Below are 23968 nucleotides of genomic sequence, written 5' to 3' on the forward strand. Positions count from 1 at the left end.
ATAATAGTCGCCTTCTTGCTTTTTAATTCACAACAGCAAATTTCAGCCATAAAAAAACCTCGCCATAGCGAGGTTTTTTTAATTGATAGCTGCAAGGGTCATCACTCCCTATTCGCCATCTCTTATGTAGGTCTACTTACTTTTTAGGGTAAGGGTGAGCAACACCTTTATGACAATCTACACAAGTCTTTCTGCTTGGGATAATAGTCGCCTTCTTGCTTTTTAATTCACAACAGCAAATTTCAGCCATAAAAAAACCTCGCCATAGCGAGGTTTTTTTAATTGATAGCTGCAAGGGGCATCACTCCCTATTCGCCATCTCTTATGTAAGTCTACTTACTTTTTAGGGTAAGGGTGAGCAACACCTTTATGACAATCTACACAAGTCTTTCTCTTATCGCCTTCTTGCTTGGCGTTGCGTTCGTGCATTCTTTTAGCCATTTTCTTCATTGTTTCAGGCTGATCTTCGTAGATACGAGTATGACAATGTTGGCAGTTAGCTGAGTCAGTTGCACGGAAATATTCAAGTGCAATATCTGCTTGCTCTTTACGGTTTTCATCTAACCATGCTTGCGTGTTGAAATCTTTGATAGTCACAAAACCATATAGATCTTTCGATACGATGATTTTCTTAACCAAGTAATCAACTGGGCCATGTGGAAGGTGACAATCTTGACATTGCACAGTTACACCTGCGCTTCCACCACCATGAGCTGAAGCAAGTACTTCATCTTTTAGTGAGTGGTTACTGTGACAGCTCATACAGAATGCATCACTACTTGTCGCATGTAAGGTTTGCTGTGTAGCGAAGTAGCCTACTACACCCATAATCACACCGACTACAATCAGTGCGATAATTGAATATTTTGCGCTTGGTTTGAAAAGTGCACGCCAGTTCATCGGTCATCTCCAATAGAAAATTTATAATTTATAATTCTTAAACTCTAAAATATAATTTTTAAATTCTAAAAATAATATTTGTATTCTAGGTTGTTTTAGCCTTAAAAAAATGATTTAAAGGCATGTTTTAATTAATAAGTTGCTACATTATGTTCAAAATGAGACCTAGATCGAAATAACCACAAAATTAGTGACCCAATCTAGCTTACTTAAACCTAATACAAGCTGGGCTTATTGGCAAAGTTTCTTTAACAATATCTAGAAAGTTCATAAAACTGACACCATCAATAAAACTAATGAACTATCATTAACTTAAACAATCTATATTATTTAATTATCTGTTTTGTGACCCGTTTTATTGCTCGCTGAATGTTAACAAGCTATATTCGCCAAGTTAATGAGTAAAATTCTTTTACTGTTATTACGACTTTTAATAATTAGGATCTACAGGCTATAAATGAGCGTTAAACTGTCCCACCACATCATTATTTTCTTCGCTTTGTTCGCATTACTCGGACAAGGCTTAGTCACTAATGGCTATGCGATGGTGGCAATGCCTATGACTCATATAGTTGATAAAGAACCAACGAGTGATGCAGCTACCGAGGATGTGGAAAGCGCTACGATGGACTGCCACCAGCAGGTATCGACCAACATCCCCTCAATAATAGACAGTAACAAGCAAAGCAAACATTGTTGCGACTCTATAACTGATATAGCACAGACCGAACCATCTTCATGTTGTGATTCAGTGGCAGGTTGCAGTCTTGATTGCAGTCATTGTATGAAGATTTCGATGACCGGTCACCTGCAGAGTATCGATATCATCATTGCTAAATCACTGAATATAAAAGCAGAAGCGACTAAATTACCGCATTTTTTTTACCATCAAACCTTGCCAGCATTTAAACCTCCTATTGCCTAAACTGCATTAAACCCGCCATACATTACTGTTTACATCACCAAAACGTGATTTCATATGGCGCATTTTTACAAACGATCACTTTACCGGTTTTACTTTTACGATGACCTAATTCACTGCCAAATGTGGATTGTTGTTCGTCATTCGTTACTTGAGGTTTTTATGAAACACATTATCAGTCTTTTTATTGCAATGACGTTGGGGGCTGTACTTGCTATTAGCACCGCTAACGCAGCTACTGATACCCGAGATAATCATCAACATGCTGATCACTCAATTGATCCGCATCCTATGTATTCATGCCCAATGCATCCAGAAGAAACCAGCCATGAAAAAGGTCGCTGCTCACTCTGTAATATGTTTCTGGTCAAAAATGAGCAATCTGCAATCGATGAATTAGTGACAAATAACCCCAATTACTATTGCCCAATGCACCCTGAAGAAACCAGCCATGAAAAAGGTCGCTGCCCGCAATGTAATATGTTCTTAGTCAAGGAAGAAGAGGAAGAGTCCACTTCCGTTGAACATGCGGCTCATAGCCATACTCATGCTGTGACTCTGCCTGATAAGTCAGCAAGTCAATCTAAAGCTGAGCAGGTACTTAGTCAGCCTAAACCGGCATTACTCACCACTCCACAAGCGAATGATGAAGGTAATATCAAATACGTTTGCCCAATGCACCCTCACGTGATTTCTGATGAACAAGGCACCTGCCCGATTTGCGGAATGAATCTAGAAAAAGTCACTATGGGTAGCGTAGGCGAAGAAGTCGTGGTTGGCGTATCCGGAGGTATGCAACAAGCGCTTGGGATGCGCAGTGAGCAAGTCAGCGAAGGCACATTATGGAAACTCGTTAAAACCATTGGCACCGTGGAATACAATGAAAACACCATTGGCCATGCGCATACCCGTGTCAGTGGTTGGTTAGAAACTCTCATGATCCATAATGTTGGTCAGAGGGTTAAAAAAGGCCAGCTGCTATATGAACTGTATTCCCCTGAGTTAATCAACGCTCAAGATGATTATATGCAAGCCAAAGATTATCTCATGCAAGACCCTGAACGCGGTGCTGGGCTGCTTAAAAAAGCTCGATTACGCCTTGAACTACTTGGGGTGAGTTCCACAACTATCCAACAACTGGAAAACACTGGCGAGACCATTTATCGCGTCCCATATTATGCCGACCAAGATGGCTTTATCAGTCAACTGAGTGTTCGTCATGGTATGTATGTTGAACCCGGAACAACCTTATTTGAAATCGTCGACTTACGAAGTGTTTGGGTTATTGCTGATGTGTTTGAAAATGAGCAAAGCTGGTTAGAGCAAGGTCGTCCAGTTGAAGTAACGTCTTCAGCCCAAGGTTTGTTCGATCTTGAGTCCACAATCGATTATATCTACCCAGAACTTGATCCCGTTTCTCGTGCGATGCGAGTGCGCATCAAACTCGAAAATCCAGGTAAAAGCTTAAAACCAGGCAGCTTAGTTGATGTGAAACTATTTGGCGGCCCAAAGCGCGGCGTATTATCCATTCCTACTGAAGCCTTAATTCAAACAGGCCGAGAGAACCGTGTTGTAGTCCAACGTGATGATAATAGCTTTGCTTCAGTAGCCGTCAAAGTCGGCATGATTGCTCAAGGTAAAGCAGAGATTATCGAAGGTCTGCAAGCGGGTGAAAAGGTCATCGTATCCGGCCAATTCTTATTAGATTCTGAAGCCAGTATTCAAGGTAGCTTGCAACGATTAAGTGGCAGTAACACTGAACCCGCAGCTGGTCCTCATGCGCATCATTAATCGGAGGCTAACATGTTAGAAAAAATAATCAGCGCCTCGATTAGGCAAAGAGCTATGGTGTTAGTGCTTACTGCGGTGATTGCCTTAATTGGTTATCAGGCAATGCGTATGACACCACTGGATGCACTACCAGATTTATCTGATGTGCAAGTGATTGTAAAAACCTCATACCCAGGCCAAGCACCACAATTAGTTGAAGACCAAATAACCTATCCGTTATCAACCGCCATGCTCGCCGTACCTGGTGCTAAAACTGTTCGCGGTTTTTCTATGTTTGGCGACTCTTACGTCTACATTATTTTTGAAGACGGCACAGACATTTATTGGGCTCGCTCCCGAGTCTTAGAATATTTATCCCAAACCCAAGGGCAGCTACCCGACAATGTCACTCCCACTCTGGGACCTGACGCCTCAGGCGTTGGTTGGGTATTTCAGTACGCGTTAGTTGATCGCAAAGGCCAACATGATTTAGCGCAATTGCGTTCACTGCAAGATTGGTTTTTAAAGCTTGAGTTGCAAAGTGTTAGCGGCGTGTCAGAAGTCGCGACTATTGGCGGCATGGAGCAGTCATACCAAATCATTGTTGATCCGCATAAGTTGGCTTTGTATCAAATTGATTTAATGACTGTAAAAAATGCCTTAGACAATTCTAACAGTTCAACAGGTGGCTCAGTCATTGAAATGGCAGAAGCCGAGTACATGATCACTTCAACAGGTTATCGGCAAACACTGGCTGACTTTAGGGAAATACCATTAGGCATAGTGTCTGAATCTGGCACACCAGTATTGATGAAAGATGTGGCGCAACTGCGCACAGGGCCTGCCGCCCGTCGCGGAATCGCCGAACTAGATGGTAAAGGTGAAGTGGTTGGCGGCATTGTGGTAATGCGTTACGGTGAAAATGCCCTCGCCACCATCAACAATGTCAAAGATAAGCTTAAAGAAATCGAAAACGGCCTGCCTGATGGGGTGGAGTTAGTGATCACTTACGATCGTTCTGAGCTTATTCTTAACTCAGTGGACAATCTTAAACATAAAGTCCTCGAAGAAATGATGGTCGTAGGCATTATCTGCCTGATTTTCTTGCTTCATGCCCGCTCAACCTTAGTAGCGATTATCTCGTTGCCTATTTCAATATTAATCAGTTTTATCGTGATGAATATTATCGGGGTAAATGCCAACATCATGAGTTTAGGTGGGATAGCCATTGCTATAGGAGCGGTGGTGGATGCCGCCATTGTGATGGTCGAAAATGTGCATAAGCATTTAGAACAATATCGAGAAAAACATAATGGTCAAACTCCTACGGGTGACACCCATTGGGAGTTAGTCCGTAAAGCTTCGGTTGAAGTCGGCCCAGCACTATTTTTCAGTCTGTTGATTATCACCTTAAGCTTTGTGCCTGTATTTGCCCTAGAAGCTCAAGAAGGCCGATTATTCCACCCTTTGGCATTTACTAAAACCTTTGCCATGGCTGCCAGTGCGATATTAGCTATTACCTTGATCCCAGTGTTAATGGGCTATTTCGTTCGCGGTAAAATCCCTGATGAGAAGAAAAACCCTCTCAGCAGACTATTGATTGCCATTTACGAGCCAATGCTGCGTTTAGTGCTTAAATTTCCAAAGTTCACCATCTTATTAGCCATCATTGCCCTTGGCAGTGCGGTGTATCCAATGACAAAAATGGGCAGCGAATTTATGCCTGAACTTGAAGAAGGTGATTTGCTTTATATGCCAACGACTTTACCGAGTGTAAGTGCAGGTAAAGCAGCTGAAATTTTGCAGCAAACTGACCGACTCATTAAAACCGTACCCGAGGTAAAGCGGGTATTTGGTAAGGTTGGCCGAGCGATGACTGCCACCGATCCTGCGCCATTAACCATGCTAGAAACCACCATCATGCTTAACCCACGTGAAACGTGGCGCGAAGGCATGACACTTGAGGGGATCATTGCTGAGCTTCAAAAGACGGTTAAAGTACCAGGAATGACCAATGCTTGGGTTCAACCGATAAAAACTCGCATTGATATGCTCTCAACAGGAGTACGAACCCCTGTCGGAATTAAGATTTCCGGCGCAGATATTGATGAACTTCAGCGTATTGGCACTGAAATAGAAGCCGTTGTCAGTCAACTACCTGGTACGCAATCGGCATTTGCTCAGCGAACAAGTGATGGCCGCTATATTGATATTGAGCCAGATCTTAAAAATGCTGCTCGTTACGGAATGACCCTCAAAGACATTCAAGATGTGGTGCAAATGGCCATTGGCGGTATGCAAGTGGGTCAATCTATTCATGGGCAAGAACGTTACCCAATCAATATTCGCTACCCCCGCGAACTGCGTGACAGTATCGAAAAGCTGCAAGACTTACCTGTCATGACCAAAACAGGTAAATACTTACCATTAGGCAACTTAGCAACCATTTCTATTAGCGATGGTGCGCCCATGCTTGCCAGTGAAAATGGTAGATTAATCAGTTGGGTATTTGTCGATTTGGACAACATATCCATTGGTGAATATATTGCTACAGCCAAACAAGCGCTTAATGAACAAGTTCAGCTTCCACCTCGATATAGCTACACTTTTGCTGGCCAATATGAGTATATGCAACGCGTGGAAGCAAAAATGGAGTTGGTTATTCCGTTAATGCTTGCGGTGATTTTCATGCTGCTAATGATGACTTTTGGCTCATTTACCCAGGCTTCAGTGATCATGTTGAGCCTGCCATTTTCGCTTGTTGGCAGTGCATGGTTATTGTACTTGTTGGATTTCAATTTCTCGGTAGCAGTTTCTGTCGGGATGATTGCACTTGCAGGGGTCGCGGCTGAATTTGGTGTGGTGATGCAGGTATATTTGAATAACAGCATTAAAGACAGACAAGCCAAAGGGCAATACAAACAGCGCAGTGATTTAAGCGAGGCGTTAATCCACGGCGCCGTGATGCGTATTCGCCCTAAAGCCATGACCGTTGCCACCATTTTCTTTGGATTACTGCCAATTATGTGGGGCAGTGGTACAGGTAATGAAGTAATGCAGAAAATTGCCGCGCCTATGGTCGGTGGCATGGTCACCGCCCCATTGCTGTCATTGTTTGTTATTCCAGCCATTTATTTACTGATATATGGCAGGAAACTGCCAAGAGCATCTGATTAAATAACACCATCAAAAAAGGCGCTCTCAGCGCCTTTTAAATTTTATAAACACAATATTGATTTTATAGATCTTCACTCATGATCTGTTGTTTAAGTTTGGCTAATTGCATCATTTTTACCATTCCCCACATCATGGTCACACCGCCAATCGCCACCATAACATACTGTACATTCGCATTATCTAACATCGGCATCGTTGCAATGTTAAAGCCTGCAAAAATGCCATATAAGCCCGCAGCCATTAGCAAGGATCCAGGGAAATCAATCACTGCTACCATGGTCATTTTCTTTTGAATATCTGCTAATTTTTGCTCTTTGGTCTGCGACATGTTTCTTCCTTGAACTGGGTTGATAAAACTAAAAATTTTGTCTGATTCACTAAGCTAACAAACCCATGACCTTGGCGAAAGTATAATTTAGCAATCAGGTAGACTCAGTTTAATGATTGAAAATGTGCCTCCTTGAGGATCATCAATCACCGCAAACCGACCCACATCAGGTATATCTGTCGGCGGCACGCAAATTTTACCGCCCAACTCATCCGCTTTAGCTGCCATTGCATCGCAATCTTCAACGCTAAAATACAACATCCAGTGAGGTGGCATATCGCCAAACTCTTCGGTCATTTCCATCATGCCACCAATAGCCTGCTGAGCCACCATCCATTGGGTATACTCAGCAACACCCACTTCCGACATATCCACCGTTTCAGTGTCAAAGCCCAAAACTTGGCAGTAAAAGTTTTTAGATAAGCCTGCATTGCGGCACATGTACTCAACCCAGCAAAGTGTATTAGGTTCAAAAGAACGTTTAATTCCTACATGTTCAATGGCTTGCCAAATAGAAAAACGCGCCCCTTCTGGATCATGACAGACCGCCATTCGGCCTGAATCTCCCACTTCATGAGGGCCTGCAATAATTTCGCCACCAGCATGTTTAATCGATTTCACTGTTTCGTCGACATTATCGACTGCAAAATACAGCTCCCAATGTGTCGGCTGTGATGCCATTTCTTTTGGCATTTGATACATAGCACCAATATCATCACCCTCTATCTGCAGCATAGTGTAGTGACCTTCTGGCATAGGCATATCATCGGCGTGCCATTGAAAAAGGTTTTGGTAAAAGCTTTTGGCAGAAAACCAGTCATGACTTGCAAGCTCTACCCAACAAGGCTGACCTTGAGCGTATTTAGACACTTTCATACATACTTGTCCTTGTAATAGTTAGCAATGAATAACGTGAACATGACTTAACAGTTAAGACGTTTTTTCAGCCGCTGTCGAGGAGAATCTTGATAAATACAACTCTTTACTGGCATAAAAAAGCGCCCTTATCTAAGGACGCTTTTGGAACGTTTGAGACTCACTAATTCAATCGTTAAGTACTTATCTTTATGTTAAGAACTTACCTTTATATAGACCAGATATAGTAAATCTGAGACTTCATTCGAATAATAATGCCGCGTATCACATCTAAAAAGCTCATAAACTCAGCAGGCTTAGTCCCTGATACCCAAGCTAATCCAACTGAACCGACTGGGATATCATACTCTGCAGACTCTTGTAGCTTTAAGCGGACAAAGTGATGCTTATTATTGATGTTTTGCCCTGTGGTCTGTCTGACATTGTCATCACGTGCTAATAAGCTGCCTTGCGCCTCTCCTGTTGCCTCAATAATCCCTTCAACTTCAGCGTTGAAAATTTTACTTGGGTACACCGCTGATGCAAACTCCGCCATTTGGCCAACCTCAACGTTACGTATCGCTTGGTGATTGACTCGCATCAGTACATACTTTTCATCGGTATACATCTGAATTCTCGGCGCAACACCAACATATTGACCTTCTCGCATTATGAAGTTAGTCACATAACCATTAGCAGGTGCATAAACCTTTGTATTATCAAGGTTCCATTGTGCTTGAGCCACATTTTCGATTTCACTCTCTAAGTCTGACTGACGGCTATCAACCGTTAAGTGAGCTTTTTGAATATCGAGCTTAGCTTTTTGAACTTCAGTTTTCGATTTAGCAATTTGAGTGACATAGGCATCGACTTTGGCTTGGGCTAAATCAACAGCTGTTTGCTGCTCATCTAACTGACTTTCTGTAATCGTGTCAGGCACTATGCTATTTTGCTCAACGTAACGCGCCAGCGTTGTCTCTTTCCAAGTTAAATCTTTCTTAGCTGCATGCAATTGGTTTTTACTGATGGCTTCATCAGAATTTGCCGATTGCAGTTCTTTCTCTGCAATAAGGATATCTTCTTTCGCTAGTGACAATGCGACTGTCGCGGTTTGCTTACCCACAGAGGCTTTATTTAAAGCAATTTGGTAAGGCTCATCATCAAGCTCATATATCAACTGCCCAGCCACGACCCTTTCATTGGGTTCAACATAAATGCCTTTTACATTACCTTTAATTTGCGTTGACGCAGGACGTAACTGAATATGCGGTGATTGCACAACAGAGCCGCCTGTAATATCCATAGGTGCATAATTTAATAAACCGACCCACACGAACATTAACCAACCCGTGCCGCCTAAATATGCAAACGCTTTAGTGCCTTTATTCCACGGCATACCCACCATACGCAGAATATAAATAAACAATGCCCATACGGCTAAACCTTCAATCATGAGTTAACCTCTTCTTTTTGGGGAGTGGCTGATACTGGTTCGTCAGTATCCTTTTCTCGCCATACATCTCTAATTTTTCTCAGTGCTTTACCGGTATCAATAAACGCAACCATCACAGCTAATACCCAAACCCAATGCCACAAAAAACCTATCCAGGTGAGCGCAGTGATGAGCCCTATTTGTTGATGGTTTTCTTTATGTGCCTTATCGATTGGCAATTCATGTACCTTCCAAAAGCCATAACCTGCTGCGGCAACTACGCCGACTAAAACCACTAATGCAACGCCATGAAGTGCAGCATCAACACCTGTATCGACGAATGGCATACTGAATAAACTCATATTGATCTCACCTCTGTAATCTTGAATGTGGCTAGTTTGCCTCTACCACTTCAAATCACAACATCAAGTATCCATTTGTATCAATAAATGTTATTTTTTGATTCAATATGACACCTTAATGTCATTTGCCTGAACCTTAACTACAGAGAAATTGCCATGGCTTTTAATGTATCTTTTATCCGTGTTTGCTGTGTGCTTCCTGTACTGCAAGGGGTTGAAGAACGCTATAACATCACCCATAAGGATCTTTCGATTCCTGATAGCTTGATGTTAGAGCCCATGACATTGCTCCCTTTCTCGGAGTTGGCCATGTGGTTAACAAAAATTGAGTTGTTAACAGGTGACAGTGACTACATGCTTAACATTCAAGAATATTTAGATATCGGCAGATTTAACCTGCCTAATAATTGGTTTCTCGCCACACCTGATTTAGCCATCACCTTTAGGCGTGTTAACTATGCTATGGCTTGTTTTCATTCAGGGGCTAGTTATTACGGAGCTCAGTCAAACAAAATCATTAAGTGGTGTTATCGCAATGATTACGTTAGCTCAAAAGCAAAATCTCATGACTCGTTGAGAGTCGCACTGACCTTACTAAACACTTGTCGGTATTTTCTCGGAGCAGATTTTCAGCCCAAAAAAGTCATGCTTAGCGGCCCTTCAATTGGCCAACTTGGGGTTGAACAAGCTTTTGGCTGTAAAGTGACATGGAATGCCCCGCTTACAGAAATGTGGTTGGACATAGACTCTTTAATAAGCTCTGAACAAGATTTTTTATCTTCTCAGTCAACGCTGCAGCAAATTAAAAAAAATAACAGCAACAGCATCTCACTCAATCAGCTTGACTCTTATTTAAATATGCCACAAACCCATGACACACCTAAGGTGCTGTATGAGTTAGTCAATTACATTCGTTTTTATGGTTTACCTACAGTGGACTCATTGGCAGATTTGTGCGGTTTTTCACGTCAACAACTGCAAAGGCGTCTGCAGCAAAACGGATTCAGTTTTACGGAGTTAATGCGCTATATTCTCGGTAATTTGGCGATCAACTATATGCTAGAAGGAAGAAGCGTGAGTGAGGTTTCGGCCTTGCTAGGCTATGCGAATGTACGCAGTTTCAGTAAAAGTTTTCAGCGTCTTCATCGTCAAACACCGACTCAATATATTGAAAAGCTGCATCAAAAAAGCCCTCATAAGAGGGCTTAATATCAAACTGTAGCAATCAACATTTCATTATTGATACACAGGCAGTAAATCAGCCATTGCTAACAAGTGGCAAGCACCAGTGACGATACCAAACAGCATCACCACAGCAAGTAATGGTGTGCCGCCTGGCACGCGATAACTCGTTTCGTCAGCAAACATTTTACGAGATTGATATGCCATCATCGCAGGTACAATCGCGGTCCAAATAGTGGCAGCTAAAGCCGCAAAACCTATCGCCATTAAGAAACCATTCGGGAATAATAATCCTAAAACAGTTGGCGGAATAAACGTCACCACGGCGGTTTTTAACCGGCCATTGCTTGACTCATCAAAACCAAATAAATCGGCTAAGTAATCAAACAATCCGAGTGTGACACCTAAGAAAGACGATGCTACGGCAAGGTTAGCAAATAAAGTCAGCATGGTATTAAGCCATGAGCTAGACATGACTTCAGATAATGCACCAACTAATACGCCCATATTGCCGCCTTGGGCAATAATGTCACTGAAACTGCTACGAGAAATATTGCCCATCGTGGCTGCTAACCAACAGCTATAAATCACTAACGCAATAAAAGTACCGATGAATATCGCTTTGATAATCACCTTTGGCTGTTTGCCGTAGTACTTCACTAGGCTAGGCACGTTACCGTGATAACCAAAACTTGCCAAACCAAAAGGCAGCGCCGCTAAAATATAAGGCGCATAGCTTGCTTCGCCATCCGGTACTAATAATTTTACGCTATCGACATCAATGAGTAGATTGCCCACCGCTAAAAAGAAGGTAATGATCATACCGCCAATCATCACAGTCGTGATACGGTCAACGGCTTTAGTACTTATCACCACCACAGCTGCTAGCACGGCCGCAAACACTAATCCTGCGAGGCTTTGCGGCAAGTTAATCCCCATACCCGACAAAGTATGGTTCACAATCGAACCACCGCCACTGATGTAAGCATAGGTAAGGATATATAACACGAAGGCTATTGATAGGCCGTTCACGATACGCCAAAACTGACCTAAAGTGACTTTGGTTAGAGTGTCAAAGCTGTCACCTGGTTTAAAGTGTAAGTTGGTTTCTAACAGCAATAAGCCTGAAACTAACATACAGAACCAAATGCCGATGAGCATGACTATTGAATAGCCAAACCACATACCAGCACTCACAACAGGAAGAGAAAACATACCGGCACCAACAGTGGTACCAGCAATGATCATTGCGCCGCCTAACAAAGATTTATTTTTCGGCTGCGTTTGTGTTGAACTCATAAAGTTAGTCGTTACCCATGTTCCACAGTCACACTATCGACTATGGTTTTACGAACAGATAATCGCAACATGCCATTGGCATGGTCACGAATTCGGATGACAGCAAATTGATTGTCACTACCCGACAAGTGCCCTAATTCTTTTAATTTTACACTCAAATTATTGTAGAGTTTTTTATCATAAAACTCTGGCGCAGTAATTCCGTGTAAAGCACCTAAACGCTGAGCTAGCATATGGCTCGCGCTTTCGAGATCTGAACGTTCAATATCTGGCTTGTAAGCCAATAAATTAAAGATAATCGCGTAACGTTGTAATGTCTCACTGACAGTTTCGGACAATAGCATTAACTGGGTAATATTACCTTGATTGACTTCAAACTCGTCAGTACCTGAAATCAATTGCTGCTCAACAAACAAGTCTAAAACATGATCGACATATACGGTTAAATCCTCGATACCCATAAACAATTCAGCTTTAAGTAATGGGTAAAAGTCATTGACGATTTTATGAATATTTTCACGATTATGTTCTTCATATTGCACTAAGCAACTGGCAATTAATGAAGGCACTGCCATCAAGTGAATAATGTTATTGCGATAATAACTCATCGCAATCACCGCATGCTCTTCAATCGCAATAATCTCACCTAATTGATCACTAGTTGAAGTAAACTTTTTCAGCGATAAACATTGCTCAATCAACTCACTTGGCGTCCCTTCTGCAACCGAGGTATAGCCGGTGTACGGCACATCTTTCAATAACTTCAGGTATAAGCCTAACTGGCTTTCAAGCTCACTGCGCTCTAACGCATTTTGCTCTGCAGCCAACAACACCATACTGGTTAACGTCACTGAACTCGCCGCCGCAGCACTGTTGATATTGGTCATCACTTTATTGGCAAGTGTGTTAACCGCAGGCGTTAACCAAGTCGGTTTTTGCTCAGGATCTTGAGCAATTTCTTCACGCCAGTCTGGCGCTTGTTGGTTCAAGAATTGTTGTACGTTAATGGGTTCGCCAAAATTGACATAACCTTGACCAAAATTACCTAACTTACGTAATGCACCAAATACCTGCCACACCGATTCTTTTTGCTTCTTCTTACCGCTTAACTCTTTATGGTAAGTCGACACTTCCATCACGTGATCGTAACCCAAATACACAGGCACCAATGTCACTGGACGCTCGATACCACGCAAAACACTGTTCACAGTCATCGCTAGCATGCCCGTTTTTGGCGCTAGTAAACGACCTGTACGTGAGCGACCACCTTCAGTGAAGTACTCAACTGAATAACCTTTGGCAAATAATTGATCTAAATATTCTCTGAATACGGCGGTATATAATTTATTGCCGTTGAAACTACGACGAATAAAGAACGCACCACCACGACGGAACATTGGCCCCGCAGGCCAAAAGTTTAAGTTAATTCCGGCAGCAATGTGCGGTGGTACCATGCCTTGATAATAAAGGATGTAAGACAGTAATAAGTAATCCATATGGCTACGATGACATGGCACATAGACAATTTCATGGCCGTCATGGTGTAGCTTTCTGACTTTTTCGGCGCTTTTAATACTGATACCACTGTATAACTTATTCCATAACCAAGTTAAAAAGCGCTCAGCAATGCGGATCAAGTTATCAGAATAATCAGCGGCAATTTCATCGAGGTATTCAATGGCTTTTTCGCGCGCTTTTTCTTCAGATATCTTTTTATTCGCCGCTTCTTCTTGAATCGCTTTAGTAATAGATTCTGACTTAAGTAACGAGTTGAACATCGCTTGGCGGTTTGGCAGTTGCGGTCCTGTCATCACTTTACGTTGACGTCTGAAATGGACTCGTGCCACGCGGATGAGTTTATGGGCAATACTGACATCCGTACCATGCTCATCAGCCATGTAACGTAATGACATTGCATTAGAGAATTGAATAAAGTTATGGCGACCTAAAAACAGGATCATTAACCACTTACGCAGCCAAGTCGGGTTTTCGCGCTCAAACACGGCAGCGGTCATGGTGTCATCTTCCTTACCAGGAATACGTCCCCAATAAAGACTAACAGGCACCAACTGAATATCTAACTCTTTATTCTTTTGATGTAATTCGAGTAGTTTGGTGAAATTGGCGACAAATTTCTCACCACTGTGGCGCTTGCCAAACAGCGGCTTTCGTCCTTCAACACAGACAATTCTTGGGGTATTTAAACCATCAACATCCAGTCTTTCATAAGGACTTGGTAAGCCAAACTTAGCCGACATTTCATGCAAAGCAGCAATGTCACTCAGCGACTCTGTCTTCATGACATAGACCACTGGCTTTTCTGGATCTAGATTTAAGTCAGCGAACGGATCTTCAGGCACAACAACACTGTGTACCATTAATTTCTGAATCCAACGCAACGATTTAGCAATGATAGAATCTGGTTTTAGCATGAGTATTCGCATTATCTACAACGATTTATTGCGCATAGGATACCAGAATCTAGATGGGATTCACTAACCTGCTTATCTGTATTTAACAATTGAGCAGCAATATGAAGACCATTAGCTGAAAATAATTAAGCAATTCCAACGCTGATTTATGCTGGACGAAATGCATCAACAGTACTGTATAAATATACTGTATCGACCTAAAATCTCTCTGTTAAGTACTAATATTAAAATTAGTGCCAATAAAAAACATACATAACCAAAAACAACTAAGATAATGATTTACAACAACTAAAATACAATGTCAGATAATAAAAACAACAATAAACCAGCAGATAGCATAAATTTCATTGGTTAATACTTGCGCGACCAAAGATACTGTATATAATGACAGTCACTGTATAAAAAAACAGGAATCAATATGAGACCTTTAACGCCACGACAAGCTGAAATTCTAGAACTAATTAAATGTAATATTGCTGAGACAGGTATGCCACCGACTCGTGCAGAAATTGCCACTAGATTAGGCTTTAAAAGTGCTAACGCTGCCGAAGAACATTTAAAGGCGCTGGCGAAGAAAGGCTGTATCGAAATTATTCCTGGTACTTCACGCGGAATCCGCATGATTCAGGAAGAAGAGGAAGTTGAAGAAGGCCTCCCTCTTATCGGACAAGTTGCAGCAGGTGAACCTATTCTTGCGCTGGAACATGTTGAACAATACTTCCAAGTTGATCCTGAAATGTTCAAACCAAATGCTAATTTCTTACTACGAGTTCGTGGCGACAGTATGAAAGACATTGGCATTATTGAAGGTGACCTATTAGCTGTTCACAAAATGCAGCAAGCTAAAAATGGTCAAGTGGTCGTCGCTCGCGTAGATGATGACGTCACAGTTAAACGTTTTGAAAAGAAAGGCAACGTTGTTTATCTGCACGCAGAAAATGAACAATATTCGCCGATTAAAGTAGATTTAACATGCCAGAGCCTGACAATTGAAGGGCTTGCAGTTGGCGTTATCCGAAATGGAGGTTGGTTATGAACACATTATTAGGTAATGCACCACGTCATCCAGGCTTATGGGTCGATATGACATCAACAACTGCGCCAGTTAAACAAGGCATTGAAACTAAGCAAAGTGCCAACCAAGGCTTAACTGAGTTAACCCAGTTGTGCAGCCATTTGGCCATTTTAAGCCAGCAAGGTCGTTGGATTGTACTGATTAATCCTCCGCATATTGGCTATAAACAAATATTGGCTAACGCTAACGTTCGCATGGATCGTGTTTTACTTGTTCACACTAAAGATGAAGTAGAAACGCTTTGGGCGATGGAAAAAGCACTAACAAGTGGTACTTCCAGTGCCGTTATTACTTGGACTACACCACTAGATGCGCGTGATAATCGACGCATTCAATTGGTTGCTAAAAGCGCATTAGCACAAGGTGTCATCATTGAAGATGTAAATACTCACTTACATGATGAACATATGGGTGCCAATACTTCTGTAACACCAACAAGCTTAAATTTATCTGCTTTTCACTAAACAAATCTCTCTTTAAAAAGCCCTTCATTTATGTGAAGGGCTTTTTTTTGCGCCTTTTTTCAGCAAATTAGATGATAAAGTGATCTTGATCAATATTTAATCTCCAAGTAATGTAGTTAACAAGAGAGTAACAATTTGCTGTCACTCTTGAGTTTATAAAATGATAAAAAGCTACAAAACGCTGTAAAGATTGTGCTGGTACCATGCGGTATAGAAAGCCTTGAATAAAAAGCGTCAATTTAAGAATTGAAAAGTTCAGTATTAGGTACAAGTGTGGCCACCATAAACCAATAGAATAATCGAGTATTGATACTCGCAGCCACCGTGTACTTTGAAGTGATCAAACTTTTTCGGGAATAGAGAAGTTTGCATAGAGCAGAGTATTACTGTGTGACTTTTCCTTGTTGTTATTGCAAATCGCAATTGGCAGAGGAGTGGTCTTGTGAAGCGATTGTTGTATGGATTAATGGTGCTGCTATTTGCAGTACCGCTTGCGGCGGCTGATATGCCGCTTAACATGACGCAAGGCGTAACAGAAATCAGTGGCAAGGTTTATGACCTCCACATGATTATTCTATATATCTGTTGTGCTATCGGTGTTGTGGTCTTTGGGATCATGATTTACTCAATGATCTACCACAGAAAATCAAAAGGCGCAGTGCCGGCTGATTTTCATGACAGTACCAAGGTCGAAATAGCATGGACAATCGTGCCATTTATCATCCTTATTGGTATGGCAATTCCTGCCACTAAAACTCTGATTGCTATGGAAGATCCTAGCGATGCAGATTTAACCATTAAAGTGACTGGCTCTCAGTGGAAATGGCATTACAGCTATTTCAACGAAGATGTCGAGTTTTTTAGTTTACTCTCAACGCCTGCAGAGCAAATCCAAGGCTCTGCGGAAAAGACTGAAACTTACTTATTAGAAGTCGATAAACCTCTCGTATTACCTATTAATCGTAAAGTTCGATTCTTGATGACCAGTGATGATGTTATTCACTCATGGTGGGTACCTGCATTTGCGGTTAAAAAAGATGCTAACCCTGGTTTCATTAATGAAGCATGGACAAAAATCGATAAAATCGGCACCTATCGTGGCCAATGTGCTGAGTTGTGCGGCAAAGATCACGGCTTTATGCCAATCGTGGTTGAAGCCGTTTCCGAAGCTGATTATGAGCAATGGCTGCTTGACCAAAAGCAGCTAGCCGTAGATGCCAAAGCTGCAGCTGAAGCTTCACTTTCACAAACACTCACATATGACGAGTTAATGGCTCAAGGTGAGCAAGTCTATATGGGCGTTTGCGCCGCATGTCACCAACCAAACGGTGCAGGTCTCCCTGGTGTATTCCCATCTCTGATTGGTAGTCCACTGATTAAAGGCCCGGTAAGTCATCATGTTGATATCGTGGTTAATGGTAAAGCAGGCACTGCAATGCAAGCATTTGCTAAACAGCTTACTGCTACAGAAATTGCAGCTGTTGTAACTTACGAGCGAAATGCTTGGGGTAATAACTCAGGTGATGTTGTACAAGCAGCTGATATTAATGGCGGCGGTTCAACAACTGAATCTGGCCCTGCAAGTGACAGTGCAACGCCTGTGACCTTACCAGCGACCGCTGACCAAGTAGAACAAGCTGCAACTGAAGCTGTGACCGAAGTGATAGAAGAAGCAAAAGCAGAAGTCGTACTTGATGATTTAACCATGGAAGAACTGATGACCATGGGTGAGCAAGTCTATATGAGTAATTGCGCCGCATGTCACCAAGCCGCTGGCACAGGTTTACCTGGTGCTTTCCCTTCATTAATCGGCAGCCCAGCGATTACAGGGCCTGTTGACGGTCATATTGAAGTTGTCGTCAATGGCAAAGCTGGTACAGCAATGCAGGCATTTGGCTCTCTACTCACACCGCAACAACTCGCAGCAGTTATTACCTATGAGCGAAACGCTTGGGGTAATGATTCTGGAGATGCTGTACAGGCTTCTGACGTTGATGGTCATGGAAAGTAAGGGATTAAAATGAGCACTATTACACAAGATACAACCGAAGCTCATGATGGTCAGTCTCACGATGACCATGGCCATGATGATCACCATCATGGCGCGCCGAAAGGCATCATGCGCTGGATTTTAACCACTAACCATAAAGACATTGGCTCATTATATTTATGGTTTAGTTTCATCATGTTTCTCACTGGCGGTGCAATGGCGATGGTTATCCGCGCCGAATTGTTCCAGCCAGGATTGCAATTAGTAGATCCAAACTTTTTTAACCAAATGACCACAGTTCACGGACTGATCATGGTATTTGGTGCCGTTATGCCTGCCTTTACCGGCTTAGCTAACTGGCTTATTCCAATGATGATTGGTGCACCAGATATGGCACTTCCTCGGATGAATAACTGGAGTTTTTGGATTCTGCCATTCGCGTTTGCCATTCTGTTGAGTTCGCTATTTATGGAAGGCGGCGGGCCTAACTTTGGTTGGACCTTCTACGCACCACTATCAACGACCTACAGTCCTGATACCACGGCATTATTCGTCTTCTCAGTACACATTATGGGAATCAGCTCCATTATGGGTGCGATTAACGTGGTCGTGACTATTGTGAATATGCGCGCACCAGGTATGACATGGATGAAGTTGCCATTGTTTGTATGGACTTGGTTGATTACTGCATTCTTATTGATAGCGGTGATGCCCGTACTCGCAGGTGCTGTCACCATGGTATTAACCGATAAATACTTCGGTACTAGCTTCTTCGATGCTGCAGGTGGTGGCGATCCTGTGATGTTCCAGCATATTTTCTGGTTCTTCGGTCACCCTGAAGTTTACATTATGATTTTACCCTCCTTCGGTATTATCTCGGCGATTGTGCCAACCTTTAGCCGTAAAAAGCTCTTTGGTTATTCCTCCATGGTTTACGCCACCTCAAGTATTGCGATTCTGTCGTTCTTGGTATGGGCGCATCACATGTTTACTACGGGTATGCCAGTATTCGCCGAGCTATTTTTCATGTATTGCACCATGTTGATTGCGGTGCCCACAGGGGTGAAAGTGTTTAACTGGGTCGCAACGATGTGGCGTGGTTCTATTACCTTTGAAACGCCGATGTTATTCGCTGTCGCCTTTATCATCTTGTTCACTATTGGTGGGTTCTCGGGTCTGATGCTGGCAATAACACCTGCGGATTTCCAATACCATGATACTTACTTTGTGGTAGCTCACTTCCACTACGTGTTAGTGACGGGTGCTGTGTACTCCATTATGGCCGCCGCTTATTACTGGCTGCCTAAATGGACAGGACACATGTATAGCGAAACCTTAGGTCGCTGGCATTTCTGGTGTAGTACGATTTCAGTCAACGTGTTGTTTTTCCCAATGCATTTCTTAGGACTTGCGGGTATGCCTCGCCGTATTCCTGATTATGCAATTCAATTTGCTGATGTTAACCAAATCGTCTCTATTGGCGGGTTTGCATTTGGTTTATCGCAACTTATCTTCTTAGCCGTAGTGATTAAGTGTATTAGAGGCGGCGAGAAAGCAGCAGATAAACCTTGGGAAGGCGCTGAAGGTCTAGAATGGACCATCGCAAGTCCAGCACCTTATCACTCATTCACCACACCTCCAGAGGTAAAGTGATATGAGCCAGCCAACAAAATCAAACCGTAAATTACTAATAGGTCTCGTACTGGGCTCTATTGGTATGTTCGGCTTTGGTTTTGCACTGGTACCGCTTTATGACGTGCTTTGTGACACCTTGGGAATTAACGGAAAACCCCAAGGTACAGCAAGTAGTTATGAGGCGATGGTCGTTGATAAAGAACGCACCATTACTATTGAATTTATCGCCCAAGTACAAGGCAGCATGCCATGGGAGTTTGGCCCTAAAGTGAACCGTATTCAGGTTCACCCAGGCGAACTAACTCGCACAGCATTTTTAGCAAAAAACCTTTCTGCTAAACCCCTTGTCGGCCAAGCAATACCCTCTGTATCGCCTGGTCAAGGTGCAGCGTATTTCAATAAAACCGAGTGTTTCTGTTTCAATCAACAACCCCTAGCTGCAAAGGCTGATGCTGAACTGCCATTAATCTTTTATGTGGATCCAGACTTACCAGATTCCATTAAAACTTTGACTCTCTCTTATACCCTCTATGACATCACAGACAAACAAACTGCGGCCATAGAGCAAGGAGCAGCAAGATGACAACTAAACATGAAAACTATTACGTGCCAGCGCAAAGCGTTTGGCCCATTACCGGCGCTATCGGGTTATTCCTGATTGCTTTTGGCGCAGGTTCCTACGTGCAACAGTTAGCCACTGAAGATACTTCAGGTGGTTATATCCTAGTGGCTGGTATTGCAGTCATTATCTTTATGCTATTTGGCTGGTTTAAAAATGTCATTGATGAATCAATGTCAGGCTTATATTCAGCGCAAATGGACCGTTCATTTCGCCAAGGAATGAGCTGGTTTATTTTCTCTGAAATTATGTTCTTCGGGGCATTTTTTGGCGCCTTATTCTACGCCAGAATGGTGGCTATTCCATGGTTAGGTGGTAGCTCGAATAATGCCATGACCCATGAAGTGTTATGGCCAACATTTGAAGCCATGTGGCCATTGATCAAAACCCCTGATGGCACCACCACAGAAGCCATGCCTTGGACTGGGTTACCGCTTTATAACACCCTCATCCTTTTAGCTTCTTCAGTCACCTTGCACTTTGCTCACGTGTCACTGGAAAAGTCTAAACGTAGTGCATTAAAAGTCTGGTTAGGCTTAACCATTTTATTGGGTATCGGGTTCTTATTTTTGCAGGTTGAAGAATATGTTCACGCATACCAAGAAATGGGGCTCACGCTTTCATCTGGCATCTACGGAAATACTTTCTTTTTGCTCACGGGTTTCCATGGCATGCACGTCACACTGGGAACGGTTTTTCTGATTATCTTGTTCTTTAGGATTCTCAAAGGCCACTTCACTCCAGAAAGCCATTTTGCCTTCCAATCAGGCAGTTGGTATTGGCATTTTGTCGATGTGGTTTGGCTCTGTTTGTTTATTTTTGTCTACGTCATTTAAACAAACTAATAAGGCCTTGGATTAGGGGTTACCCAACCTAATCCTAAGGCCAGTAATAACAGCACCATCACCAAAGCAGAAAAGATAACTCGGCGTCCTAGAAATTGACTCATTGGTTGTTTATTTTCAGCTTTAACCATAATAAACAAGGCTCTAGCTAGATTAAATAATATGAATACAAGCAGCAGTACTAATACAAGCTTGAAAATAACTAAGGTATCCATGGGCTCTCCTTTGCGAGTCTGGCGATTATCTACTGGGTTATTGCTGCTTGTTACTGTGAGTGTGTTTTGTATTTTGGTCAAGTTAGGCGTTTGGCAACTTGATAGAGCTGAGCAAAAAACGGCGTGGCAAGCCACCTTGTCAGCCAGACAAGCTGCAAGTGAATTAAGTTTTGATCAACTGCTTGCTTTTGGCGCTGATGAAAGACTCAGTGGTTACCGTTTAAGCGTCAATGCGATTCCGGTAAATCAGCAAATATTACTACTCGATAACCAAGTGTTTGAAGGGCGAGTCGGTTACTTAGCCTACCAAGTCTTTCAAGTTGCTCATGCAGGTGTGAATACAAATGCTGTTACAGGTACTAATACAGGTGCTATTACAATTGATAATGCTGAAGCAGTAAAAAAAGACCTACCTTGGCTTATGGTTGAATTAGGCTTTGTTGCTGCCAATATCGATCGTCGAATTTTACCTGACATAACCCCTGTACCACTGTCAGCCATTGACCTTAATGGCCGAGTGTATCAAAAACAAATTAACCCTTTAAGCCACCAGCTCCATGCAGAAGACGGCAAAGTGATGCGTTTTCAAAACCTCAATTTAGCGGCCTTAGCTGAGAAAATAGGCCACCCACTGGCACCAGTAGTACTGCAGCCAGATTCAATCCCTAACATTGCATTACCTAAGCCATGGACACCCATTCCATTATCAGCCCAAAAACACCAAGGCTACGCACTGCAATGGTTCACCATGGCGGCAGTATTTTTGTCACTGATGCTATGGATAGGATGGAAACACTTAATAAAAGCGACACCGAAAAGCTCAACTCATGCCACTAATACCAAGACAACTAGCAAGACAACTAGCAAGACAAGTGAAAACGAATAAAACCAAACTAATAAATTAAGCCGTAACAAGAGGAGCAAGTATGAACTCCCCAGTAAAACCTAAAAACAACAAGGCATTGTTTGCCCTAGTACTGGTATTTATCTTACCAGTGGCCATCGCAAAGCTGGTATTAAGCATGGACTTATACAATGGCGCTGCAACCAATAAAGGCCAACTCATTCCGCCAGAGGTGAGCTATCAAAGCTTATCAATGGAAAATCCGCATCCGCAATCTTGGCAACTGCTATATCTATTGCCTAAAGACTGCCTAGAGCAATGTCAGCAACGTTTATACGTACTGCATCAAAGTCATGTGGCTCTGGGTAAGCATCAAGATCGCGTGAGTCCTATTATCATGCTGCAACCTGATAGTGACACGGCAATCCTTGAAAAGCTCAAAGTGCCATTTGAAACAGCCAATGCTAGCCAAGCCATCATCGCAATGATGACTGAACAGCAAATGATTATTGTCGACCCGCTCGGCAGCCTAGTGATGGAATATCCTGGCATCATCGGTGAGCAAGAAAATATGGCTCAAGGCAAATCAATGATTGCCGACCTACGTAAGTTATTGAAGTTGTCGAGGGTCGGTTAATGGATATAAAAAACCTCCTCAAATTCACCTTGGTATTTACCTTCGCTGTTATTTTAATGGGCGCTTATACCCGCTTATCAGATGCGGGCTTAGGTTGTCCTGATTGGCCGGGTTGTTATGGTCATATTGGTGTACCCAGTGATGCAGCCGACTTGGCTAAAGTAGAAACCAACTTTCCAGATCTCACCGTCGAGCCTGAAAAAGCTTGGCTAGAAATGATCCACCGTTATATTGCCGGCGCATTAGGCTTAATGGTGTTAACTATTTTAATTGTTTGCTTAAAAAGAGCCGATGCACCGAAAAAACTGCCGATCTTCATTTCCGCACTGATCTTATTTCAAGCGGCATTAGGTATGTGGACCGTCACGATGAAGTTAATGCCCATTGTGGTAATGGGGCACTTGATTGGCGGCTTTAGTTTATTTGCCTTACTACTTTTGCTCTACCTAAGAACCAAACCACTGCGGATCCCCGGCGGCGATTCTTACGCGCGAAAACTCGGGCCATTAGCAATGGTGAGTTTAGTCGTGTTAGTGATACAAATTATTTTAGGCGGCTGGACATCATCCAACTACGCCGCATTAGCTTGTACCACATTGCCTATTTGTGAAGGTGACTGGTTAGAAAACCTGCAATTTGCTAAAGCCTTCTCGCCATTTCAGGGCGATCACCCTAGCTTTGAATATGGCGTACTTGAATACCCTGCTCGAATGACGATTCACGTCACTCATCGCATTTGGGGTGTTATCACTGCCATCAGCTTATGCTGGCTAGGCGTTAAATTACTCAAAGCACAATCGTCAACCATACGTCAAAGTGCGTGGATATTAATTGCCCTTGTCGTATTACAAGTAGGCTTAGGCATCAGCAATATTGTGATGCACTTGCCTTTAGGCATTGCAGTCTCACACAACGGCGGCGCAGCATTACTGCTGTTAACCGTTATTTTCATTAACTATGCGCTGTGGCGTAAAGCATAAAGCAA

The 23968-nt window shown here is 42.7% G+C and carries 22 protein-coding genes; 13 read left to right on the forward strand and 9 right to left on the reverse strand.

Translation table 11 applies throughout. The features are described from left to right. Positions 1-136: 136 nt before the first annotated feature. Positions 137-250, reverse strand: coding sequence for a NapC/NirT family cytochrome c (locus Q4600_RS21195; protein WP_157936188.1), 114 nt, complete (start codon positions 248-250; stop codon positions 137-139). 86 nt (positions 251-336) lie between these two features. Further along, positions 337-900, reverse strand: coding sequence for a NapC/NirT family cytochrome c (locus tag Q4600_RS11215; protein WP_102526733.1), 564 nt, complete (start codon positions 898-900; stop codon positions 337-339). Positions 901-1357: 457 nt separating this feature from the next. Here Q4600_RS11215 and Q4600_RS11220 point away from each other — a divergent pair, with 457 nt between their 5' ends. The 3 genes from Q4600_RS11220 to Q4600_RS11230 all read left to right on the forward strand — a co-directional run bounded on the left by Q4600_RS11220 (position 1358) and on the right by Q4600_RS11230 (position 6769). Further along, the gene (locus tag Q4600_RS11220; protein WP_303516507.1) at positions 1358-1825 is read left to right on the forward strand and encodes a hypothetical protein; all 468 of its coding nucleotides are present in this window, start codon (positions 1358-1360) and stop codon (positions 1823-1825) included. A gap of 159 nt (positions 1826-1984) precedes the next feature. Further along, complete coding sequence (locus tag Q4600_RS11225; protein ID WP_303516505.1) at positions 1985-3613, forward strand: efflux RND transporter periplasmic adaptor subunit; 1629 nt, start codon at positions 1985-1987, stop codon at positions 3611-3613. A 12-nt stretch (positions 3614-3625) separates the two neighbouring features. Next, positions 3626-6769, forward strand: coding sequence for an efflux RND transporter permease subunit (locus Q4600_RS11230; protein ID WP_303516504.1), 3144 nt, complete (start codon positions 3626-3628; stop codon positions 6767-6769). Positions 6770-6830: 61 nt separating this feature from the next. Here the strand turns inward: Q4600_RS11230 and Q4600_RS11235 are convergent, their stop codons facing one another. The 4 genes from Q4600_RS11235 to Q4600_RS11250 form a co-directional block, all read right to left on the reverse strand. Continuing rightward, positions 6831-7097, reverse strand: a complete 267-nt coding sequence (locus Q4600_RS11235; protein WP_102526730.1) for a hypothetical protein — start codon at positions 7095-7097, stop codon at positions 6831-6833. Between the two features lie 87 nt (positions 7098-7184). Next, complete coding sequence (locus tag Q4600_RS11240; protein WP_303516502.1) at positions 7185-7973, reverse strand: VOC family protein; 789 nt, start codon at positions 7971-7973, stop codon at positions 7185-7187. 208 nt (positions 7974-8181) lie between these two features. Then, positions 8182-9405 carry an HlyD family secretion protein gene (locus tag Q4600_RS11245; RefSeq protein WP_102526728.1) on the reverse strand — a complete coding sequence of 408 codons (1224 nt, stop codon included), beginning with the start codon at positions 9403-9405 and terminating at the stop codon, positions 8182-8184. Further along, positions 9402-9746, reverse strand: a complete 345-nt coding sequence (locus tag Q4600_RS11250; protein ID WP_102526727.1) for an MFS transporter — start codon at positions 9744-9746, stop codon at positions 9402-9404. The genes Q4600_RS11245 and Q4600_RS11250 overlap by 4 nt, the downstream gene beginning before the upstream one ends. Before the next feature lie 156 nt (positions 9747-9902). On the opposite strand from Q4600_RS11250, the gene Q4600_RS11255 reads away from it, so the two are divergent. Then, positions 9903-10955 (forward strand): AraC family transcriptional regulator, encoded by a 1053-nt coding sequence (locus Q4600_RS11255; RefSeq protein WP_303516498.1) that lies wholly within the window; start codon positions 9903-9905, stop codon positions 10953-10955. Positions 10956-10982: 27 nt separating this feature from the next. Here Q4600_RS11255 and mtr read toward each other — a convergent pair whose 3' ends face one another. Continuing rightward, positions 10983-12227 (reverse strand): tryptophan permease, encoded by a 1245-nt coding sequence (mtr, locus tag Q4600_RS11260; RefSeq protein ID WP_303516496.1) that lies wholly within the window; start codon positions 12225-12227, stop codon positions 10983-10985. A gap of 11 nt (positions 12228-12238) precedes the next feature. Continuing rightward, entirely contained in the window at positions 12239-14659 is a 2421-nt protein-coding gene (gene plsB / locus Q4600_RS11265; RefSeq protein WP_303516494.1) for a glycerol-3-phosphate 1-O-acyltransferase PlsB, read from the reverse strand. Positions 14660-15077: 418 nt separating this feature from the next. Between plsB and lexA the strand changes: the two genes are divergently transcribed. The 6 genes from lexA (at position 15078) to Q4600_RS11295 (ending at position 21278) form a co-directional block, all read left to right on the forward strand. Next, a complete protein-coding gene (gene lexA, locus Q4600_RS11270) occupies positions 15078-15695 on the forward strand; it encodes a transcriptional repressor LexA (RefSeq protein WP_102526723.1) in 618 nt (205 codons plus the stop codon). Then, complete coding sequence (locus Q4600_RS11275; RefSeq protein WP_229370821.1) at positions 15692-16198, forward strand: cell division inhibitor SulA; 507 nt, start codon at positions 15692-15694, stop codon at positions 16196-16198. Before lexA ends, Q4600_RS11275 begins: the two co-directional genes overlap by 4 nt. 442 nt (positions 16199-16640) lie before the next feature. After that, entirely contained in the window at positions 16641-18209 is a 1569-nt protein-coding gene (gene coxB, locus Q4600_RS11280; protein WP_303516491.1) for a cytochrome c oxidase subunit II, read from the forward strand. A 9-nt stretch (positions 18210-18218) separates the two neighbouring features. Further along, entirely contained in the window at positions 18219-19841 is a 1623-nt protein-coding gene (ctaD, locus tag Q4600_RS11285) for a cytochrome c oxidase subunit I (RefSeq protein WP_194944986.1), read from the forward strand. Between the two features lies 1 nt (position 19842). Then, the gene (locus tag Q4600_RS11290) at positions 19843-20406 is read left to right on the forward strand and encodes a cytochrome c oxidase assembly protein (RefSeq protein ID WP_303516484.1); all 564 of its coding nucleotides are present in this window, start codon (positions 19843-19845) and stop codon (positions 20404-20406) included. Continuing rightward, a complete protein-coding gene (locus tag Q4600_RS11295; protein ID WP_229370818.1) occupies positions 20403-21278 on the forward strand; it encodes a cytochrome c oxidase subunit 3 in 876 nt (291 codons plus the stop codon). Before Q4600_RS11290 ends, Q4600_RS11295 begins: the two co-directional genes overlap by 4 nt. A 5-nt stretch (positions 21279-21283) precedes the next feature. On the opposite strand, the gene Q4600_RS11300 is transcribed toward Q4600_RS11295, so the two are convergent. After that, complete coding sequence (locus Q4600_RS11300) at positions 21284-21502, reverse strand: DUF2909 family protein (protein WP_102526718.1); 219 nt, start codon at positions 21500-21502, stop codon at positions 21284-21286. On the opposite strand from Q4600_RS11300, the gene Q4600_RS11305 reads away from it, so the two are divergent. The 3 genes from Q4600_RS11305 to Q4600_RS11315 are packed head-to-tail and all read left to right on the forward strand — an operon-like array spanning position 21501 to position 23963. Then, positions 21501-22388 carry an SURF1 family protein gene (locus Q4600_RS11305; protein ID WP_303516481.1) on the forward strand — a complete coding sequence of 296 codons (888 nt, stop codon included), beginning with the start codon at positions 21501-21503 and terminating at the stop codon, positions 22386-22388. The genes Q4600_RS11300 and Q4600_RS11305 overlap by 2 nt on opposite strands. A gap of 40 nt (positions 22389-22428) precedes the next feature. Next, complete coding sequence (locus Q4600_RS11310) at positions 22429-22983, forward strand: hypothetical protein (protein ID WP_248956604.1); 555 nt, start codon at positions 22429-22431, stop codon at positions 22981-22983. Then, positions 22983-23963, forward strand: a complete 981-nt coding sequence (locus Q4600_RS11315) for a heme A synthase (protein WP_248956603.1) — start codon at positions 22983-22985, stop codon at positions 23961-23963. The genes Q4600_RS11310 and Q4600_RS11315 overlap by 1 nt, the downstream gene beginning before the upstream one ends. Positions 23964-23968 lie beyond the last annotated feature (5 nt).

Origin of the sequence: Shewanella sp. 2_MG-2023 (assembly GCF_030548905.1) — a bacterium.
Classification (GTDB): domain Bacteria; phylum Pseudomonadota; class Gammaproteobacteria; order Enterobacterales; family Shewanellaceae; genus Shewanella; species Shewanella electrodiphila.

Excerpts from the sequence above, each read along its gene's own strand:
- Q4600_RS11300 (WP_102526718.1), bottom strand. The coding sequence starts at position 21,502 with ATGGATACCTTAGTTATTTTCAAGCTTGTATTAGTACTGCTGCTTGTA.
- Q4600_RS21195 (WP_157936188.1), bottom strand. The coding sequence starts at position 250 with ATGGCTGAAATTTGCTGTTGTGAATTAAAAAGCAAGAAGGCGACTATT.
- lexA (WP_102526723.1), top strand. The coding sequence starts at position 15,078 with ATGAGACCTTTAACGCCACGACAAGCTGAAATTCTAGAACTAATTAAA.
- Q4600_RS11215 (WP_102526733.1), bottom strand. The coding sequence starts at position 900 with ATGAACTGGCGTGCACTTTTCAAACCAAGCGCAAAATATTCAATTATC.
- Q4600_RS11310 (WP_248956604.1), top strand. The coding sequence starts at position 22,429 with ATGAACTCCCCAGTAAAACCTAAAAACAACAAGGCATTGTTTGCCCTA.
- Q4600_RS11250 (WP_102526727.1), bottom strand. The coding sequence starts at position 9,746 with ATGAGTTTATTCAGTATGCCATTCGTCGATACAGGTGTTGATGCTGCA.
- mtr (WP_303516496.1), bottom strand. The coding sequence starts at position 12,227 with ATGAGTTCAACACAAACGCAGCCGAAAAATAAATCTTTGTTAGGCGGC.
- ctaD (WP_194944986.1), top strand. The coding sequence starts at position 18,219 with ATGAGCACTATTACACAAGATACAACCGAAGCTCATGATGGTCAGTCT.
- Q4600_RS11275 (WP_229370821.1), top strand. The coding sequence starts at position 15,692 with ATGAACACATTATTAGGTAATGCACCACGTCATCCAGGCTTATGGGTC.
- Q4600_RS11220 (WP_303516507.1), top strand. The coding sequence starts at position 1,358 with ATGAGCGTTAAACTGTCCCACCACATCATTATTTTCTTCGCTTTGTTC.
- Q4600_RS11225 (WP_303516505.1), top strand. The coding sequence starts at position 1,985 with ATGAAACACATTATCAGTCTTTTTATTGCAATGACGTTGGGGGCTGTA.
- Q4600_RS11235 (WP_102526730.1), bottom strand. The coding sequence starts at position 7,097 with ATGTCGCAGACCAAAGAGCAAAAATTAGCAGATATTCAAAAGAAAATG.
- Q4600_RS11305 (WP_303516481.1), top strand. The coding sequence starts at position 21,501 with ATGGGCTCTCCTTTGCGAGTCTGGCGATTATCTACTGGGTTATTGCTG.
- Q4600_RS11245 (WP_102526728.1), bottom strand. The coding sequence starts at position 9,405 with ATGATTGAAGGTTTAGCCGTATGGGCATTGTTTATTTATATTCTGCGT.
- Q4600_RS11240 (WP_303516502.1), bottom strand. The coding sequence starts at position 7,973 with ATGAAAGTGTCTAAATACGCTCAAGGTCAGCCTTGTTGGGTAGAGCTT.
- Q4600_RS11295 (WP_229370818.1), top strand. The coding sequence starts at position 20,403 with ATGACAACTAAACATGAAAACTATTACGTGCCAGCGCAAAGCGTTTGG.
- plsB (WP_303516494.1), bottom strand. The coding sequence starts at position 14,659 with ATGCTAAAACCAGATTCTATCATTGCTAAATCGTTGCGTTGGATTCAG.
- Q4600_RS11290 (WP_303516484.1), top strand. The coding sequence starts at position 19,843 with ATGAGCCAGCCAACAAAATCAAACCGTAAATTACTAATAGGTCTCGTA.
- Q4600_RS11230 (WP_303516504.1), top strand. The coding sequence starts at position 3,626 with ATGTTAGAAAAAATAATCAGCGCCTCGATTAGGCAAAGAGCTATGGTG.
- Q4600_RS11255 (WP_303516498.1), top strand. The coding sequence starts at position 9,903 with ATGGCTTTTAATGTATCTTTTATCCGTGTTTGCTGTGTGCTTCCTGTA.
- Q4600_RS11315 (WP_248956603.1), top strand. The coding sequence starts at position 22,983 with ATGGATATAAAAAACCTCCTCAAATTCACCTTGGTATTTACCTTCGCT.